The sequence below is a fragment of the Klebsiella sp. CB_Kp196 genome, assembly GCF_040061575.1.
Lineage (GTDB): Bacteria > Pseudomonadota > Gammaproteobacteria > Enterobacterales > Enterobacteriaceae > Klebsiella > Klebsiella michiganensis.
Genome location: NZ_JBEAFH010000001.1, coordinates 44,888 through 62,889 on the forward strand (window position 1 = coordinate 44,888; position 18,002 = coordinate 62,889).

The 18,002-nt window shown below is 56.3% G+C and carries 15 protein-coding genes and 1 riboswitch; of the genes, 11 read left to right on the forward strand and 4 right to left on the reverse strand.

Going from position 1 to position 18,002, the window contains the following annotated elements:
- The first annotated feature begins 434 nt into the window (after positions 1-434).
- Both ABLU87_RS00210 and ABLU87_RS00215 read left to right on the forward strand, forming a co-directional pair.
- Positions 435-1,673, forward strand: coding sequence for an alginate lyase family protein (locus tag ABLU87_RS00210; RefSeq protein ID WP_025106145.1), 1,239 nt, complete (start codon positions 435-437; stop codon positions 1,671-1,673).
- Entirely contained in the window at positions 1,673-3,685 is a 2,013-nt protein-coding gene (locus tag ABLU87_RS00215; protein WP_109241441.1) for a heparinase II/III family protein, read from the forward strand. The genes ABLU87_RS00210 and ABLU87_RS00215 overlap by 1 nt, the downstream gene beginning before the upstream one ends.
- Positions 3,686-3,699: 14 nt before the next feature.
- Here the strand turns inward: ABLU87_RS00215 and ABLU87_RS00220 are convergent, their stop codons facing one another.
- Positions 3,700-3,879: a YoaH family protein gene (locus ABLU87_RS00220; protein WP_004103292.1), complete on the reverse strand. Its 180-nt coding sequence runs from the start codon at positions 3,877-3,879 to the stop codon at positions 3,700-3,702.
- 90 nt (positions 3,880-3,969) lie between these two features.
- Here ABLU87_RS00220 and pabB point away from each other — a divergent pair, with 90 nt between their 5' ends.
- The 4 genes from pabB (at position 3,970) to ABLU87_RS00240 (ending at position 9,131) form a co-directional block, all read left to right on the forward strand.
- Positions 3,970-5,325 carry an aminodeoxychorismate synthase component 1 gene (gene pabB / locus ABLU87_RS00225; protein WP_122116770.1) on the forward strand — a complete coding sequence of 452 codons (1,356 nt, stop codon included), beginning with the start codon at positions 3,970-3,972 and terminating at the stop codon, positions 5,323-5,325.
- A gap of 3 nt (positions 5,326-5,328) precedes the next feature.
- Complete coding sequence (locus ABLU87_RS00230; RefSeq protein ID WP_122116771.1) at positions 5,329-5,907, forward strand: CoA pyrophosphatase; 579 nt, start codon at positions 5,329-5,331, stop codon at positions 5,905-5,907.
- A gap of 162 nt (positions 5,908-6,069) precedes the next feature.
- Positions 6,070-7,434 carry an L-serine ammonia-lyase gene (sdaA, locus tag ABLU87_RS00235; protein ID WP_014229814.1) on the forward strand — a complete coding sequence of 455 codons (1,365 nt, stop codon included), beginning with the start codon at positions 6,070-6,072 and terminating at the stop codon, positions 7,432-7,434.
- Positions 7,435-7,565: 131 nt separating this feature from the next.
- On the forward strand, positions 7,566-9,131 hold the full coding sequence (locus ABLU87_RS00240; RefSeq protein ID WP_064405631.1) for an EAL domain-containing protein: 1,566 nt from the start codon (positions 7,566-7,568) through the stop codon (positions 9,129-9,131).
- A gap of 38 nt (positions 9,132-9,169) precedes the next feature.
- Here ABLU87_RS00240 and yoaE read toward each other — a convergent pair whose 3' ends face one another.
- A complete protein-coding gene (gene yoaE, locus ABLU87_RS00245; protein ID WP_004852040.1) occupies positions 9,170-10,729 on the reverse strand; it encodes a CNNM family cation transport protein YoaE in 1,560 nt (519 codons plus the stop codon).
- 446 nt (positions 10,730-11,175) lie between these two features.
- On the opposite strand from yoaE, the gene manX reads away from it, so the two are divergent.
- The 5 genes from manX (at position 11,176) to mntP (ending at position 15,372) form a co-directional block, all read left to right on the forward strand.
- The gene (gene manX / locus ABLU87_RS00250) at positions 11,176-12,144 is read left to right on the forward strand and encodes a PTS mannose transporter subunit IIAB (RefSeq protein WP_004103303.1); all 969 of its coding nucleotides are present in this window, start codon (positions 11,176-11,178) and stop codon (positions 12,142-12,144) included.
- 60 nt (positions 12,145-12,204) lie between these two features.
- Positions 12,205-13,005 carry a PTS mannose transporter subunit IIC gene (gene manY / locus ABLU87_RS00255; RefSeq protein WP_004103305.1) on the forward strand — a complete coding sequence of 267 codons (801 nt, stop codon included), beginning with the start codon at positions 12,205-12,207 and terminating at the stop codon, positions 13,003-13,005.
- A 12-nt stretch (positions 13,006-13,017) separates the two neighbouring features.
- Positions 13,018-13,869 carry a PTS mannose transporter subunit IID gene (locus ABLU87_RS00260; protein ID WP_004103307.1) on the forward strand — a complete coding sequence of 284 codons (852 nt, stop codon included), beginning with the start codon at positions 13,018-13,020 and terminating at the stop codon, positions 13,867-13,869.
- A gap of 53 nt (positions 13,870-13,922) precedes the next feature.
- Positions 13,923-14,381, forward strand: coding sequence for a DUF986 family protein (locus ABLU87_RS00265; protein WP_004852044.1), 459 nt, complete (start codon positions 13,923-13,925; stop codon positions 14,379-14,381).
- 198 nt (positions 14,382-14,579) lie between these two features.
- A riboswitch (yybP-ykoY riboswitch) is annotated at positions 14,580-14,734 on the forward strand.
- A gap of 71 nt (positions 14,735-14,805) precedes the next feature.
- Positions 14,806-15,372, forward strand: coding sequence for a manganese efflux pump MntP (gene mntP, locus ABLU87_RS00270; RefSeq protein ID WP_014229818.1), 567 nt, complete (start codon positions 14,806-14,808; stop codon positions 15,370-15,372).
- Positions 15,373-15,375: 3 nt separating this feature from the next.
- On the opposite strand, the gene rlmA is transcribed toward mntP, so the two are convergent.
- Both rlmA and ftsI read right to left on the reverse strand, forming a co-directional pair.
- The gene (gene rlmA, locus ABLU87_RS00275; RefSeq protein ID WP_014229819.1) at positions 15,376-16,170 is read right to left on the reverse strand and encodes a 23S rRNA (guanine(745)-N(1))-methyltransferase; all 795 of its coding nucleotides are present in this window, start codon (positions 16,168-16,170) and stop codon (positions 15,376-15,378) included.
- 60 nt (positions 16,171-16,230) lie between these two features.
- Positions 16,231-17,976 (reverse strand): peptidoglycan glycosyltransferase FtsI, encoded by a 1,746-nt coding sequence (gene ftsI / locus ABLU87_RS00280; RefSeq protein ID WP_196941975.1) that lies wholly within the window; start codon positions 17,974-17,976, stop codon positions 16,231-16,233.
- Between the last annotated feature and the right edge of the window lie 26 nt (positions 17,977-18,002).

The following is an 18,002-nucleotide window of genomic DNA, read 5'->3' on the forward strand; positions in this document are numbered from 1 at the left end:
AGCTGGCGCAAGAATTATTTCCATTCATTAGATAGAAATGTATTTCCCAATACAACCGTATAAAAAAGAAATTGCGTTTCAAAAACAAGAAAATTGAGACAGATCACACAGAGAAGTGACAAAAAAAGTGACAAAAAATAAATAATCATATAAATCAATTGATTATAATCTTACTAATTTTGTTAAAAGATTCAAAAAATAGAGAAAAATGGCAAAAAACGTGATGTACACTGCATTAAAAGCGTCATTATTTATCCAAAACGTTAAACTTGAAGGACATCACAAAAAAAATCACTTTGTCTTTTACACTGCTCGCCATCGAATATTTAAATATATTGTTTTTAATTACACCGCCTGTTTCACGCGTTCTTTAAATACGCGTCAGGTATAATTCTGTTGTTATCTTTTCTCATATTTGCAGAAGGGTTATCACGATGAACTCAATACCTCGCCGAGGTTTGTTAGGCATTGCGCTGTTTTGTTCCGGCCTGAGCGCCGCCTCGTATGCCGCCGAGCCGTACACGCTAGACGGAAAGGATTTAGCCTTTAGCCGGCAGCAGATCGCCGCGAAAGATCCGCTATTTGTTCAGGCGCAAGCGGCGCTGCTAAAAAAAGCCGATCTGGCGCTCAATCATCCGCTGTTCTCGGTGATGGATAAAACGCTGGTCGCCGCCAGCGGCAATAAGCACGACTACTACAGCTTTCCGCCTTACTGGTGGCCGAATCCCGATACCAAAGACGGGCTTCCTTATATTCGCAAAGATGGGCAAACCAACCCTGACGCCAATAGCGACGCCACCGATAAGAACCGGCTGGTGAAGATGAGTAACGACGTGTCAACGCTGGCGCTGGCGTGGTACTTCTCTCACGACGATCGCTACGCGCAAAAGGCGGCGGCGCAGTTAAAGACCTGGTTCCTCGATCCCAAAACGCGCATGACCCCCAACCTGCAGCATGCCCAGGCCATTCCCGGCATCAATACCGGACGCGGTATCGGCATTATTGATAGCCGCGCGCTGGTTGACGTCGTTGACGCCATCGCCCTGCTGCAATCCTCCGATGCGCTGAGCGAAAACGACGTTAGCGCATTGAAGCAGTGGTTTGGTGACTATTATCACTGGATGACCACCAGCCAGAACGGCTTTGAAGAAGAGAACTGGCATAACAATCACGGCAGCTATTTCGATATGCAGGCCGCCGCCTTCGCCCTGTTCAGCGGGAAAATCGACGAGGCGAAAAAGCGCCTGTACATCACCCAGCTGCGGCGTATTGCGGGACAATTTGATATTGAAGGCCGCCAGATGGCCGAACTGGAGCGCACGCGCCCGTGGCACTACAGCAATTTTAACCTTGAAGCCTACAACCGCCTGGGAAGGCTCGGCGAGAAGGCGGGCGTCGATATCTGGAACTTCACCCTCGACGACCATAGCCTGCGCAAAGGCTATCAATACATCGCCGGGTTTATTAACAGCGATACGCCGTGGCCCTGGAAGGACCTGGATAAAATGGATGACAAGAAAGCGCTGCGCAATATCGCCACCGCCGCGCACGCCTGGCCGGAAGATCCGCTGTTCCGTGACAAAGCGCAGTGGCTGCGGGCGAAATACCCCGACGATATCACTACGCTCATCGCCCCGCTTTCCGCATCGTCAGAGGTCAGGGATAACCGCTAATGAAACAATTCTCCGGGCTCTGGCCCGACATTGTCGGACGTGCAGCCGCGAATAGCGGACTGCTTGAACGGCTGGTGAAGGATGCTCAGCCGGTATTAGATGCAGCGGTTCGCATTCCGCAGTCAGGGATCGCCAGCTGGAATCTCTACTACTTTTGTCCGCACCACGGCGTGCGCCTGGCGTGGCGGGCGGATACGCCCCACCAGCATGCCTGCCCGGTCGATGGGGAAATATTTAGCGGTGAACCGTGGGATGGCGCATGGTGGCGCGAGATGAATGGCCGTAACGCCAGCGCCTGTCAGCAGCTTGGCCTGTTATGGCGGCTGACCGGCGAAACGGCGTATCGCGATAAAGTTCGCACGCTGCTGATGGGCTACGCGGATGTCTATCCCGGCTATGAGATCCACGGCGATATTCCCAACAACGGACCGGGCAAGATGAACGCCCAGACGCTGTGCGAAGCCAACTGCATTCTGGAAATGGCGCTGGGTTATGACTTCATTCGCGACAGCCTGGCGCCCGGCGAGCAGCGGCACATCAGTGAAAACCTGCTGCGCTGCGCGGCAGCGTTTTTGCGCGACCATCGTAGTCCGCAGATCCATAACCATGAGGTTAAAATCAGCGCGGCGCTTGGCGTACTGGGTTTCATCCTCGAAGATGAGACGCTGCTGGAGTTTGCCGTGAACCAGCCGTACGGCCTGCGCTGGCAGCTGGAAAATGGCCTGCTGGCGGAGGGGCTATGGTTTGAAGGCTCCGTTCACTATCACTACTACGCGCTGCAGGGCTTTCTGGCCTTTGAGAAGCTGGCGCGCGGCACCCGCTGGAGCCTGCTGGACGGCCCGTGGTATCAGGCGATGCTGACGTTCCCGCTGTCGCTGCTGCTGCCGGACGGCACCTTCCCGCGGCTTAATGACTGCCTCGCCGGGCAGGAGAAGCTCAACCATCGGGATCTTTACGAGTTCGCCTGGTTTATCTGGCGTGACCCGCAGTACGCCGCGGTGCTGCAGTTTACCGAAACGACGCCCGACGAGCGTGAAACCTTACTGTGGCGCGAACACCCCCTGCCGGAAACGCCCCTGCCGCTGATCCCGCAGCAGTCGCTGTTTGCGCCCGGCGCCGGCCTGACGTTATGGCGGCGACCGCAGCAGGCGCTGCTGATTAAGCACAGCCCCTGGGGCGGCGAGCACGACCATTACGACAGGCTGGGGCTGATGCTCTGGCATCGCGACGGCTGGCTGCTCACGGATATGGGCACCACCGGCTACGGTGCGAAAATGCACTATGACTATTACAAAAACAGCGCCACCCACAATACGCTTTCGGTCAATCAGACAAACCAGCCTCCGGCCAATCCGCAGGTGCTAGGCTGGCATATGGATAGCGACTCTCTGTGGCTGGATAGCGAGGTTGACTGGGGGAAGCCGCCGCCGGAGCTCAACAGCCATAGCCGCATCGAGTGGGACGCGGCGGCCTGGCGAGGCGTGCGCTTTCGCCGTCGCCTGCTGTGGCTTGAAGAGGTACTGATCGATCTCTCTACCGTGGAAAATCCGCATCGCCAGCAGCTTGACTGGACACTGCACCTGGCGGCGCGGGCGCTGGACCAGAGCGGTACGCCGCAGCCTTTTTCGCTCAGCGGACCGCTGCGGCATATGGCCAATGCCACCATGACCCCGCTGAACGGCTGCCAGCCGCGCCACTTTGCGCGCGACAAAGACACCGTTGCGCTCTGGCTTTCCGGCGATGGTGAACTCTGGCAAGGGCTGGCGCCCGATAACCCGGCGATTCGCGATCTCAGCTATCTGGTGATGCGCAATCACCTGCCGCAGGCGCGTTTCGTCTGCCTGTGGGATTTCGCTAACCGCGCGCCGCTGACGGAGGTGAATGTGCATCATACGCCAGCCGGTACGCACATTACCTTCTGGCGCGGCGATCGCGTCACGCACGTAACGCTGTACGACGATCCCGGGAAACGACCTGATGCGATCCTTCCGCTCCCGGAAAGCGGCATCTGATCGCAACGGGGGATTTACTCGTCTTCATCCTCAAAGCGCGCCACAATCCGATCCCCGGTATGCGAGGCGCGCAGTTCATCCGCCACTAAAGCAATCGCCTGGCCGCTGCTCATGCCCTGCGACATCAGCTCCTGAATTCGTTCTACTGCTTTTTGCTGCTGCTCGTGGCTCAGCGAAGGTAAACCTGCAAACATGACTGACTCCTGCTACATTGTGGGGCGTAATTATTTCACGCCGTCCGCGCGTATACCAGCGGACGGTAACGATCAGGATTGAAGAAGACGATGTTGTCCCCCGCTATGATTTCCCTGCCCTGGCGTCCGGATGCCGCTGAATACTATTTTAGCCCGTTAAGTTCCCAGCCCTGGGCGATGCTGCTGCATTCCGGTTTTGCCGAACATGCGCATAACCGTTTTGACATCATTGTCGCCCAGCCGCGCACCACGCTGGTGACTCACGGTCAACTAACCACCCTATGCGAAGGGGAAACCGTCTCAACCTCCGCCGCCGATCCGCTTACGCTGGTGCATCAGCAGCTGGCGCACTGTAACCTGCAGCCGCAGCCTCATCCGCATCTGCCGTTTCTCGGCGGCGCGCTGGGACTGTTCGGCTACGATTTGGGTCGTCGTTTTGAACATCTGCCGGAGCGGGCCGATGCGGATATCGAACTGCCGGATATGGCGGTAGGTATTTATGACTGGGCGTTAATCGTCGATCATCAGCGCCGAGAGGTGTCGTTATTCAGCTATGACGATCCGCAGGCGCGCCTGGCGTGGCTGGAAGCACAGACTGCGCCTATCGCGGCAACCTTTACCCTGACCTCAGCGTGGCGCGCTAATATGAGCCGCGAGGAGTATGGCGAGAAGTTCCGCCAGATTCAGGCTTATCTGCACAGCGGCGACTGCTATCAGGTCAACCTGGCGCAGCGGTTTACGGCGAGCTATCGCGGGGATGAGTGGCAGGCCTTCCGTCAGCTTAACCGCGCCAATCGCGCGCCGTTCAGCGCCTTTATTCGCCTGGATGAAGGGGCCGTATTAAGCCTGTCGCCCGAGCGTTTTATTCAGCTCCGGCAAGGCGACATTCAGACCCGGCCCATCAAGGGGACATTACCCAGGCTGGCCGACCCTGAGCAGGACGCGCGGCAGGCGCAAAAGCTGGCGAACTCGCCAAAAGACCGCGCCGAAAATCTGATGATCGTCGATTTAATGCGTAACGATATTGGCCGGGTTGCGGTACCCGGTAGCGTTCGCGTTCCTGAGCTGTTTGTGGTGGAGCCCTTCCCCGCCGTGCATCATCTGGTAAGCACCGTCACCGCCAGGCTGCCCGCTCATCTGCACGCCGCCGACCTGCTGCGCGCGGCCTTTCCCGGCGGCTCAATCACCGGCGCGCCGAAGGTCAGAGCGATGGAGATCATCGATGAACTGGAACCGCAGCGGCGCAACGCGTGGTGCGGCAGCATCGGTTATATCAGCTTCTGCGGCAACATGGATACCAGCATTACTATCCGTACGCTGACGGCCTGGCAGGGACACCTCTACTGCTCCGCCGGCGGCGGAATTGTGGCCGATAGCGAAGAGGCAGCGGAATATCAGGAAACTTTTGATAAAGTTAATCGTATCCTGCATCAACTGGAGAGCTAGAACATGGCGGACAGCGCCCTCGAACTTGACGATTTCCTCTCGCGTTTTCAGCTTCTGCGTCCGCAGCCCACGCGCCACGCGCTCAACCAGCGCCAGGCCGCGGTGCTGGTACCGATAGTTCGCCGCCCGCAGCCGGGGCTGCTGCTGACCCAGCGTTCGCCGCTGATGCGCAAGCATGCGGGTCAGGTGGCCTTCCCCGGCGGCGCGGTAGATAACAGCGATGCAACGCTAATCGCCGCCGCGCTGCGTGAAGCGCAGGAAGAGGTGGCGATCCCGCCGGAGTCGGTTGAGGTGATTGGCGTTCTGCCGCCGGTCGATAGCGTGACCGGCTTTCAGGTCACCCCGGTGGTAGGGATTATTCCGCCTGACCTGCACTATCACGCCAGCCAGGATGAAGTGGCCGCGGTCTTCGAAATGCCGCTGGCCGAAGCGCTGCGCCTGGGGCGCTACCATCCTCTGGATATCCATCGCCGCGGCAATTCGCATCGCGTCTGGCTCTCCTGGTACCAGCATTATTTTGTCTGGGGAATGACCGCCGGCATTATTCGCGAGCTGGCGCTACAGATAGGCGCCCGTCCTTAGCTATACTCAAACTGAGACGGCGTTCTCAGCATTAGTAAATCCGGGGTTATCCATTAGTTTAATTCATGTGAATAGATAAGCTGATGACCCGGTTCCCTCTTACACTATGCGCAGTGATTACATCGTTGTCGCACCCGCGACAACCCTGTCAGGAGTGTTAGCGTGATTAGTATATTCGACATGTTCAAGGTGGGGATCGGCCCCTCATCTTCCCATACTGTAGGGCCGATGAAGGCCGGTAAACAGTTCGTCGATGACCTGGTCGAAAAGGGATTGCTTAATGAAGTGACGCGCGTGGCGGTTGACGTCTACGGCTCACTGTCATTAACCGGCAAAGGCCACCATACGGATATCGCCATTATTATGGGACTGGCGGGCAATCAGCCCGATACGGTCGATATTGACGCGATACCGGCATTTATCCGCGACGTTGAAACGCGCGGTCGCCTGCTGCTGGCCCAGGGGCAGCATGAGGTCGACTTCCCGCAGAATGACGGCATGCGTTTTCGCAGCGACAACCTGCCGCTGCATGAAAACGGCATGACCATTCATGCCTGGGCTGGCGAGAAAGAAATCTACAGCAAAACCTATTACTCCATCGGCGGCGGTTTTATCGTCGATGAAGAGCATTTCGGCAAAGAGAGCGCCAGCGAACTCGCCGTACCCTATCCGTTTAAATCCGCTCAGGAAATGCTGGGCTACTGTAAAGAGACCGGCATGTCGCTCTCCGGCATGGTGATGCAGAATGAGCTGGCGCTGCACAGCAAAAAAGAGATTGAAGACTATTTTGCCAATATCTGGCAGACCATGCGCGCCTGTATCGATCGCGGAATGAATACCGAAGGCGTTCTGCCCGGCCCGCTACGCGTGCCTCGTCGCGCCTCGGCGCTGCGGCGGATGCTGGTTGCCAGCGATAAGCTCTCCCACGATCCGATGAACGTGGTGGACTGGGTCAACATGTTCGCGCTGGCGGTCAACGAAGAAAACGCCGCCGGTGGACGCGTGGTGACGGCACCGACGAACGGCGCCTGCGGCATCGTGCCGGCGGTGCTGGCTTACTACGACCACTTTATCGAGTCCGTCAGCCCGGATATCTATATTCGTTACTTCCTGGCGTCAGGGGCTATCGGCACGCTGTATAAAATGAACGCGTCCATTTCCGGCGCGGAGGTGGGCTGTCAGGGCGAAGTGGGCGTGGCCTGCTCGATGGCTGCTGCGGGCCTGGCGGAAATCCTTGGCGCCAGCCCCGAGCAGGTCTGCGTGGCGGCGGAAATCGGCATGGAGCACAATCTTGGCCTCACCTGCGACCCGGTGGCCGGCCAGGTACAGGTGCCGTGCATCGAACGTAACGCCATTGCCTCCGTCAAAGCGATCAACGCCAGCCGGATGGCCATGCGCCGCACCAGCGAGCCGCGCGTCTCGCTCGATAAAGTCATTGAGACCATGTACGAGACCGGTAAAGACATGAACGCCAAATACCGGGAAACGTCGCGCGGCGGCCTGGCGATTAAAGTTCAGTGCGACTAATCCGTATCCTACAGAATGCGCCCTCGGGCGCATTCTTCTTTTTCCACGCTATATTATTATCTGCGCCCACTACACTTGCTCTATAACGGCTGTTACTCTCATTAACACTTTTAGCCGACAGGGCGTCGCGCATGCAGACTGCACAAAAAGTTATCACAACCTACCGCAGGAAACGTATCCTGGTTTGCTTGCTGGTCGCGCTACTGACCCTGACGACAACATTAGTGATACGATTTATTTCGCAGCGTAGCTTAAATCAGCAGCGCGTCCAGCTCAGCACCAATAAAATGGTGGCCGCGATGGATAATATTCTGCGGCCCCTGGCGGCCCAGCACGCCACGCTGCTGCAACTTGTGAACCATCCCTGTCAGGACGTCCACCTCACGTTACGTAAGCTGGCGGCGTCGCTGCAAACGGTACGTTCTATCGCGCTGGTCCAGTCTGACCTGCTCTATTGCTCGAGTATTTTTGGCCAACGAAATATTCCGGTTCACCAGTTACAGCCGGCGCTCCCCACCAATCACGCCCTGCTCACCTTCAGCTACGACGCATCGCTGCTTAAAGGGACGCCGGTACTTATCCAGTGGTACCCCGCTTCGCTTAGCGGCGCCGACGGCGTGCTGCTGGTGATCAATATCGAGCTGCTGGGCGAGTTAATTTTTAACGCAAAATCGCCATTAATTACCGGCATTGGCCTCAGCATTGGCGATAAAAGCTTTATTAGCGGTTCCGGGCTGATTAAACAGGAATCCTTGCCGGGCGAGCAAATCATCTACCGCCAGTCGTCGACGCAGTTTCCCTTCACCATTAACGTCAGCGGGCCGGGCGCCTCAGCGGTGGCCCTCAATGAGCTACCGGCCGAACTGCCCCTGGCGCTGATAATTAGCCTGTTAATGACCGGCATCGCCTGGCTGGCGACCGCGGGAAGAATGAGCTTTTCCCGGGAAATTAATCTCGGTATTGCCGCCCACGAGTTCACGCTTTGGTGCCAGCCTCTACAGGACTTGCGCACCCGTCAGTGCTGCGGCGTTGAGATACTGCTGCGGTGGAATAATCCACGCAGAGGCGCTATTTCGCCGGAGGTATTTATCCCCATAGCCGAAGGTTATAATCTGATCGTTCCCCTCACCCGCTATGTCATCTCCCAGACGGCCCACAAATTAGCCCTTTTTCCGCAGGACAAACATTTTCACATCAGCATCAACGTCGCCGCCCGCCATTTCGCCAACGGCGAACTGCTGCGCGATCTGCATCACTACTGGTTCAGCGCCCATCCGGTACAGCAGCTGGTGGTGGAGCTCACCGAACGCGACGTGCTTCAGGATGGCGACCACCATATGGCCGAGCATCTGCATTTCAAAGGGGTGCAGCTGGCTATCGATGATTTCGGCACCGGCAACAGCTCCCTCTCCTGGCTGGAAAAGCTGCGTCCTGATGTATTGAAGATCGATAAATCCTTCACCAGCGCAATTGGGATTGATAGCGTCAACGCAACGGTGACCGACATGATCATTGCTCTCGCCCATCGGCTGAAGATTGTGACGGTCGCGGAAGGCGTAGAGACCCGGGATCAGGAAGAGTATCTGCGCGGCAACGGCGTCGATTTATTGCAGGGATTTTACTACGCCCGGCCGATGCCGGTAGAGGACTTTCCGCAGTGGCTGGCGGCGGAAAAGCGTCGGGAGCTGAACGCTTAAAAATGCCCGTCGGCCCGAGGGCCGACGGGCATCAGCCGTTACTCTTCTTCGTCGTTATACTGTCGCAGCTTGACGACGCGTACCAGATCGACGCGATAGTCGTTGGCTTCAACAATCGTGAACTGCAGAGGTGATAGCTCAAGCACGTCGCCCGGACGCGGAATATGGCCGTTGACGGCAATCACCAGGCCGGCAACCGTGGCAATATCTTCGTCCTCATCAACCAGATCGTCTACCCCCAACGCCTGCTGCAACGCATGCACGTCGGTTGAACCTTTCACCAGCCAGCCGTCGCCGTCGATGACAATTTCCGGCGTTTCGTCAGCGTCCGGGAACTCGCCGGCAATCGCCTCCAGTACGTCCAGCGGCGTAACCAGCCCCTGTACGACGCCAAACTCGTTAGTCACGATGACAAAGCTACCGCGGGCGCGGCGCAGCACGCCCAGCAGATTGATCGGGTCCAGCGTTTCCGGGACCACAATCGCCGGCGAGGCGGAAGCCAGAGCGGCAACATTGTCACCCGCTTCCAGCGCCACCAGCATCTCTTTCGCCCGCACGATACCGATGATTTCATCCAGCTCGCCGCGGCAGACCGGGAACAGGCTGTGCGGTGAAGAGAGCAGCTGACGGCGAATTTCCTCTTCGCTTTGCTCGGCGTTTACCCAGCTAATTTCCCCGCGCGGGGTCATAATGCTGCGCAACGAACGCTGGGCCAGGGTCAGCACGCCGTTAATCATATAGCGTTCTTCTTCCGCAAACGCGCCTTCGGGGATCGGCACGACGGACGCGCTATCGCTATCATGCGCCGCGGCGCTTTGCTTACGCCCGCCCATCAGACGGAGGATCGCATCGGCAGTGCGCGCGCGCAGAGGCAGGGTCGATTGATGACGAATAAAGTTACGGCGCGCAATCTGGTTAAAGAACTCGATGGTTATCGAGAAGCCAATCGCGGCGTACAGGTAACCTTTCGGTATATGGAAACCAAAACCTTCAGCCACCAGGCTCAGGCCGATCATCAGCAGGAAGCTCAGACAGAGCACTACCACCGTCGGATGCTGGTTGACAAAATTAGTCAACGGCTTCGAAGCCAGCAGCATCACCGCCATCGCGATCACCACCGCCGCCATCATCACCGGCAGGTGGTTAACCATCCCGACCGCGGTAATCACGGCGTCCAGCGAGAACACGGCGTCCAGTACCACGATTTGTAGTACCACCACCCAGAAGCTGGCATAGCCTTTACCATGACCGGAGTCATGCTGGCGGTTCTCCAGCCGTTCATGCAGTTCGGTGGTCGCCTTAAAGAGCAGGAATATCCCCCCGAGCAGCATGATCAGATCGCGTCCGGAAAACGAGAAATCGGCAACGCTGAAAAGCGGTTTCGTCAGGGTCACCATCCACGAAATAACCGACAGCAGACCCAGGCGCATAAACAGCGCCAGCGAGAGGCCGATCAGGCGCGCCTTGTCCCGCTGCTTTGGCGGCAGCTTGTCGGCAAGGATGGCGATAAACACCAGGTTGTCGATACCCAGTACGATTTCAAGGACGACAAGCGTCAGCAAACCGGCCCAAATAGAGGGATCCATTAAGAATTCCATGAGCAGCTCCAGTTAACGACAGGCGTAGTCATCGCTGTGTCATGCACAGACGAGACACTTGTTGCTGGTGAAAAGACGTAGCAGGTGGCGGCGGCAAACGCGTGCCGGAAGGTGAAAAGACGTCGGTGACGGTCCATATAGCGGGCTATGCCCTATACTCCTGAGTAATTAAACGGAACGTAAACATAGCAAAATATAGAGCATAATTGGAAAAAATTTACCTGTCTTTGCAATAGCTAAGACTATTTTTTGCGCTGCAAAATAATTACCAACAGATGCATAATTAGCGGAGCTTCATCACATTAATTATTTTTTCACTGTCTAAAATAATTCGCTGTAGTAATTACTTTATATCTTACACCCTTACTGAATCGATTTTGTTCGCAAGAGTGATTCAGGATGTATCAGAACAGATGATGCATTCACGATTATAAAGGAGGTAGCAAGTGACGATTGCTATTGTAATAGGCACACATGGTTGGGCTGCAGAACAGCTGTTAAAAACGGCAGAAATGCTGCTGGGCGAACAGGAAAACGTTGGCTGGATTGATTTCGTCCCTGGCGAAAACGCAGAAACGTTAATCGAAAAGTACAACGCTCAGCTGGCAAAGCTGGATACAGCAAAAGGCGTGTTATTTCTCGTCGATACATGGGGAGGCAGCCCGTTTAACGCGGCCAGCCGCATTGTCGTCGATAAAGAACATTATGAAGTCATCGCGGGCGTTAATATTCCGATGCTGGTTGAAACGCTGATGGCGCGTGACGACAACCCGTCGTTCGATGAGCTGGTTGCCCTGGCGGTAGAAACCGGTCGCGAGGGCGTTAAGGCGCTGAAAGCGAAGCCGGTGGAAAAGGCCGCCCCTGCTCCGGTTCAGGCGGCTGCCCCGAAAGCGGCTGCGCCATTGAAACCAATGGGTCCAAACGACTACATGGTTATCGGGCTTGCGCGTATCGATGACCGTTTAATCCACGGCCAGGTCGCCACTCGCTGGACTAAAGAAACCAACGTTTCCCGCATTATCGTCGTCAGCGACGAAGTTGCGGCGGATACCGTACGTAAAACGCTGCTGACTCAGGTTGCTCCTCCGGGCGTTACCGCCCACGTTGTAGACGTCGCGAAAATGATCCGCGTCTATAACAATCCCAAATACGCAGGCGAGCGCATTATGCTGCTGTTCACTAACCCAACGGACGTTGAACGCGTGGTTGAAGGCGGTGTGAAAATCACCAGCGTCAACATCGGCGGCATGGCTTTCCGCCAGGGTAAAACGCAGGTGAACAACGCCATTTCGGTCGATGAGAAAGATATCGAAGCGTTCAAAAAGCTGAATGCCCGCGGTATCGAACTGGAGGCCCGCAAAGTTTCCACCGACCAGAAACTGAAAATGATGGATCTGATCGCCAAGGTGAAATAAGTCACCCCGCGGATCGCAACGCAATTTTCAACTTAAGACTTAATCAACAGGAGAAGTACAATGGAGATTACCTTTCTTCAGATTGTGCTGGTGTTCATCGTCGCGTGTATTGCGGGTATGGAGTCGGTACTTGATGAATTTCAGTTCCACCGTCCTCTGGTGGCCTGTACGCTGATTGGCGCCGTTCTCGGGGATATGAAAACCGGTATTATTATCGGTGGTACCCTGGAAATGATCGCCCTGGGCTGGATGAACATCGGTGCGGCCGTTGCGCCGGATGCCGCCCTTGCTTCTATCATCTCTACCGTTCTGGTTATCGCCGGCCATCAAAGCATCGGTGCCGGTATCGCGCTGGCAATCCCGCTGGCCGCGGCAGGCCAGGTTCTGACCATTATCGTTCGTACCATCACCGTTGCCTTCCAGCACGCGGCGGATAAGGCCGCGGAGAATGGAAACCTGACGGCCATATCCTGGCTGCACGTTTCATCGCTGTTCCTGCAGGCCATGCGTATCGCTATCCCTGCCGTTATCGTGGCGATTTCCGTCGGCACCAGCGAAGTACAGGGTATGCTGAACGCCATTCCAGAAGTGGTTACCGGCGGTCTGAACATCGCGGGCGGCATGATCGTGGTCGTCGGTTACGCGATGGTCATCAACATGATGCGCGCAGGCTACCTGATGCCGTTCTTCTACCTGGGCTTTGTGACCGCCGCGTTCACCGATTTCAACCTGGTTGCTCTGGGTGTAATTGGTACCGTGATGGCGGTGCTCTACATCCAGCTGAGCCCGAAATACAACCGCGTAGCGGGTGCGCCTGTGCAGGCTGCTGGTAATAACGATCTCGACAACGAACTGGACTAACAGGTGAGCGAAATGGTTGATATGACTAAAAATACCACCGAGAAAAAACTGACTCAGAGTGATATTCGTGGCGTGTTCATTCGTTCTAACCTGTTCCAGGGTTCATGGAACTTCGAACGTATGCAGGCGCTGGGCTTCTGCTTCTCCATGGTGCCGGCTATTCGTCGCCTGTATCCGGAGAACAACGATGCGCGTAAACAGGCGATTAAGCGTCACCTTGAGTTCTTTAACACCCATCCCTACGTTGCGGCGCCGGTTCTCGGCGTAACGCTGGCGATGGAAGAGCAGCGTGCTAACGGCGCAGAGATCGACGATGGTGCTATCAACGGTATCAAAGTTGGTCTGATGGGCCCGCTGGCCGGCGTGGGCGACCCTATCTTCTGGGGTACCGTTCGTCCGGTGTTCGCCGCGCTGGGCGCAGGTATCGCCATGAGCGGCAGTCTGCTCGGGCCTCTGCTGTTCTTTATCCTGTTTAACGCGGTGCGTCTGCTGACCCGTTATTACGGCGTAGCGTACGGTTACCGTAAAGGTATCGATATCGTTAAAGATATGGGCGGCGGCTTCCTGCAGAAACTGACCGAGGGGGCGTCAATTCTCGGCCTGTTTGTCATGGGGGCATTGGTTAACAAGTGGACGCACGTGAACATCCCGCTGGTGGTTTCCACCATCACCGGTCAGGATGGCCAGACGCGCGTAACCACCGTGCAGACTATCCTTGACCAGCTGATGCCGGGCCTGGTGCCGCTGCTGCTGACCTTCGCCTGTATGTGGCTGCTGCGCAAGAAAGTTAACGCCCTGTGGATCATCGTTGGCTTCTTCGTCATCGGTATCGCGGGCTACGCTGTCGGCCTGCTGGGCCAGTAATCTACACGCTGTGCGCCGGGGGCTTGCCCCCGGCTTTTTTATTTGGAGGATGGATGACAATCACGGACCTGGTGTTAATCCTGTTTATTCTCGTTCTGCTCGCGTTTGCGATTTACGATCAGTTCATCATGCCGCGCCGCAATGGCCCCGTTTTGCTGGCTATCCCCCTGCTCCGCCGCAATCGCGTCGATGGCATTATCTTCGTCGGCCTCATTGCTATCCTGATTTATAACAATATTGCCAGCCAGGGCGAACTTATCACCACCTGGCTATTATCTGCCCTGGCCTTGATGGGGTTATATCTTTTCTGGATCCGTTCACCCAAAATCATCTTCAAAAAAGAAGGCTTTTTTTTCGCCAATATCTGGATCGAATATAAGCGTATTAAAGAGATGAATTTATCGGAAGATGGCGTGCTGGTTATGCAATTAGAGCAGCGTCGCCTGCTAATTCGCGTACAAAATATCGACGACCTGGAAAAAATATACAAACTTCTCATTTCAACTCAATGAGTTACAAATATAGCCTGCGCTATATTTTGTCATTCCCCGGCGAATGGAATATAGCCGCGGCTATATTCCATTCGTTTAATTCGCCGATATTTATTAACGAATTATTCACTTCTAAATTTAAATGAAAATCGTTATCATTTGGTTAGCAAAATAACCTGACTCTGTTATTGTTTTATATTCTAAAATTATGTTAAGGTTGCGCCCGTCGTTGGGGAGTAGCCAATTTTCTGCCTGCCAGAAAATGTACGTGTCAACATACTCGTTGCAAAACGTGGCACGTACGGGTTGAAGAAGAACGTCTTCAATCAGGCGAGACCATAGACGCATCGCTGCTGTACGCGGCGCCTCATCTTCAGGATGGGCTGCGTATTTTTACTGGGGGCGGCGATGTGTCATATGGATTATCCCCGGTCAGGACGCTCTCATGAATGTATCCGCTACAATTCTTCTTGCCTTCGGCATGTCCATGGACGCCTTCGCGGCCTCTATTGGCAAAGGCGCCACTCTCCATAAACCTAAATTTTCTGAAGCCCTGCGCACGGGTCTTATCTTTGGCGCTATCGAAACGCTCACGCCGCTGGTCGGTTGGGGAATGGGGATGCTTGCCAGCCAGTTCGTTCTCGAGTGGAACCACTGGATTGCCTTTGTGCTGCTGGTGTTTCTCGGCGGTCGAATGGTTATCGAAGGGTTTCGCGGCGGCAACGACGACGACTGCGAAACTCCGCGACGCCACGGTTTCTGGCTGCTGGTGACCACCGCATTCGCTACCAGCCTTGACGCCATGGCCGTCGGCGTTGGCCTGGCGTTTCTGCAGGTCAACATTATCGCCACCGCGCTGGCTATCGGCTGCGCCACGCTGATAATGTCGACGCTCGGTATGATGGTGGGACGTTTTATCGGCCCGCTGCTCGGCAAACGGGCAGAAATCCTAGGCGGTATCGTGCTGATTGGCATCGGCGCCCAGATCCTCTGGAGCCATTTCGCCGGCTGATCCTCAGGCGTCGCGCTGCCAGCAGTGAATGGCGAAATCGGTCTGGCAGCCAAATCCCACCTGTTGACGCAGCGCTTCCCGAACCGGCGGCTTAGCCCGCCACGCAAACGGCGTCATTTGCAGTAAAGCTTCCGCCTCGCTGCCGTTAAGCTGCATCGGATAGGCCAGCTGCTGCTGGTGACGTAGCGTAAACCCTGCCATCTCTTCCGCGTTTTGCTCGTGCAAACGCACTTCGTCGTATATCAACCCTTTCAGCTCCATCAGGTGACGAGGCCCCGGCGTCGCGGTGATGACCCAGCCGCCGGGGCGGACAACGCGCGCCAGCTCAACGGCATTGCAGGGGGCGTAAATACGTACTATCGCATCCAGGCTTGCATCCTCAAACGGTAAACGCTGGCTGGAGGCGACGCAAAAGTTGACCTGCGGGTACCGTTTTGCCGCCGCGCGGATAGCGGATTTCGACACGTCCAGACCCCAGCTGCGGCTGGCGATGGCGGCAAAAGCGTGGGTGTAGTAGCCTTCCCCGCAGCCGATGTCCAGTAAATCGGTCGGAGCGAAAGTGTGCAGATAAGCGCAGATCGCGTCGCGAAGCGGCTGATAATGACCCGCATCGAGAAACGCCCGCCGGGCCTGCATCATTTCAGCGCTGTCGCCCGGATCGCGGGAGCGCTTAAACTGCACCGGCAGTAAATTGACGTACCCTTCCTTCGCCAGATCGAACTGATGCCGCTGCGGGCAGATAAAGCTATTATCGCGGCGCTCAAGCGGCGCGTGGCAAAGTGGGCAACTGTAAGACATGGCAACTCCGGTGTGCTGAAAGGGCGAAAGTGTAGCGCTATTCGCCCCTCCAGGCCACCGTTACAGCGCAGGCGGCAGCACGCCGTCATGATGCATGACGATCAGGTTTTCAGAACCCTGCGGCATCCCATCTGGCATCACGTTTTCCAGGCGCAGGACATCGCCCATGATCTGGCTGAATACCGGCGCCGACACTGCCCCACCGTAATACGAACCGTTGCTGGGGTCGTTCATCACCACTACCAGCGCAAATTTTGGGTTACTGGCGGGCGCCACCCCTGCGGTGTAGGCCACGTATTTGTCGATATATTTCCCGTCAGGGCCAATTTTCTTGGCGGTACCGGTTTTTACCGCCACCCGATAGTCGCGCACCGCCGCTTTTGTGCCCCCGCCGCCCGGCAAGGCAACGCTCTCCATCATATGTTCGACTTCATGCACAATCTGCTCCGGCATCACTCGGGTGCCCATGACCGGCGGATCGATACGCGTGATCGATAGCGGACGCTCAATACCGTAGCTGCCAATAGTTGCGTAAACGTGCGCCAGCTGGAGCGGCGTAACCATCAGGCCGTAACCGAAGGCGAATGTCGCCCGGTCCAGCTGTCCCCAGTAGCGACGCTGCGGCATCAGCCCGGCGCTTTCACCGGTTAATCCCAGACCGGTAGAGTCGCCGAAACCGAACGCTTTATAGGTATCGATAAGATGTTGAATCGGCATGGCCAGCGACAAATGTGAAACGCCGGTATCGCTGGATTTTTGCAGAATGCCGGTGAGGGACAGCTCAGGGTAGTAACCGACGTCGCGAATACGATGACCGTCGAGGGTAAACGGATGGGTATCCACCACGCTATCCGGCTGAACAATGCCCTGCTGGAGCGCGGTCATCAGCACCAGCGGCTTAACCGTCGACCCCGGCTCGAAAGTATCGCTAATCGCGCGATTGCGGAAATCATCCAGCTTCGCGTCATCGCGATTGTTAGGGTTGAAATCGGGGTAGCTGGCCATCGACAGGATTTCCCCGGTATCAATTTTAATTAATACCGCCGCCCCTGATTCCGCTTTGTTCCAGCGCACGGCGTTATCCAGCGCGTCCTCGGTCACCGTTTGCAGACGCTCATCGATACTGAGCTGCAAATTGTGGGCCGGGACCGCCGGGACTTCGGTGATATTTTCGATGACGTTGCCGTGCCGGTCTTTGCGCACCAGGCGACGCCCGGGCTGACCGGTTAGCTGGGCATTAAAGCTTTTCTCTACCCCCTCGATTCCTTGATTATCGATATTGGTAAAGCCCAGCAGATTAGCCGCAACGTGCCCCGCGGGATAAAAACGACGCGACTCATCGCGCAGATTAATCCCCAGCAGGTGCAGCTTGTCGATCCACTCCGCCTGCTCCGGGTTTATCTGGCGCGCCAGATAGAGAAAACGCGCATGAGGATGCGCCTGCACGCGATGGGCAAGCTCGCTAAGGTTGAGGTGTAAAGCTTGCGCCATCGCCTGCCAGCGCGGGCCATATCCGACGCCGCCTTTTGCGAGAGTTGTTTGCGGATCGATCCAGATGGCGCTCACCGGCACGCTAACCGCCAGCGGGCGGCCCTCGCGATCGCTAATCATGCCGCGCTGCACGTCGATAGGCTCTTCGCGCAAGGAGCGCATATCTTCTTGTTTAACCAAATTGTCGGGAGAGACAATTTGCAGCCAGCCTACCCGGGCCAGCAGCAGACCCATACAGCAAAGAATGGCCACGCATAACAACCCAAACCGCAGAGGGGTAAAGTTGGCGGCTGACTTAAGTTTGTTCTTTTGCACCTTAGCTCCATCATTATTTTGCAACC

What these genes read in the sequence shown, in the direction of transcription:
- ABLU87_RS00210 (WP_025106145.1), top strand. Translation starts at nt 435, where the DNA reads ATGAACTCAATACCTCGCCGAGGTTTGTTAGGCATTGCGCTGTTTTGT.
- ABLU87_RS00215 (WP_109241441.1), top strand. Translation starts at nt 1,673, where the DNA reads ATGAAACAATTCTCCGGGCTCTGGCCCGACATTGTCGGACGTGCAGCC.
- ABLU87_RS00220 (WP_004103292.1), bottom strand. Translation starts at nt 3,879, where the DNA reads ATGTTTGCAGGTTTACCTTCGCTGAGCCACGAGCAGCAGCAAAAAGCA.
- pabB (WP_122116770.1), top strand. Translation starts at nt 3,970, where the DNA reads ATGTTGTCCCCCGCTATGATTTCCCTGCCCTGGCGTCCGGATGCCGCT.
- ABLU87_RS00230 (WP_122116771.1), top strand. Translation starts at nt 5,329, where the DNA reads ATGGCGGACAGCGCCCTCGAACTTGACGATTTCCTCTCGCGTTTTCAG.
- ABLU87_RS00240 (WP_064405631.1), top strand. Translation starts at nt 7,566, where the DNA reads ATGCAGACTGCACAAAAAGTTATCACAACCTACCGCAGGAAACGTATC.
- yoaE (WP_004852040.1), bottom strand. Translation starts at nt 10,729, where the DNA reads ATGGAATTCTTAATGGATCCCTCTATTTGGGCCGGTTTGCTGACGCTT.
- manY (WP_004103305.1), top strand. Translation starts at nt 12,205, where the DNA reads ATGGAGATTACCTTTCTTCAGATTGTGCTGGTGTTCATCGTCGCGTGT.
- ABLU87_RS00260 (WP_004103307.1), top strand. Translation starts at nt 13,018, where the DNA reads ATGGTTGATATGACTAAAAATACCACCGAGAAAAAACTGACTCAGAGT.
- ABLU87_RS00265 (WP_004852044.1), top strand. Translation starts at nt 13,923, where the DNA reads ATGACAATCACGGACCTGGTGTTAATCCTGTTTATTCTCGTTCTGCTC.
- mntP (WP_014229818.1), top strand. Translation starts at nt 14,806, where the DNA reads ATGAATGTATCCGCTACAATTCTTCTTGCCTTCGGCATGTCCATGGAC.
- rlmA (WP_014229819.1), bottom strand. Translation starts at nt 16,170, where the DNA reads ATGTCTTACAGTTGCCCACTTTGCCACGCGCCGCTTGAGCGCCGCGAT.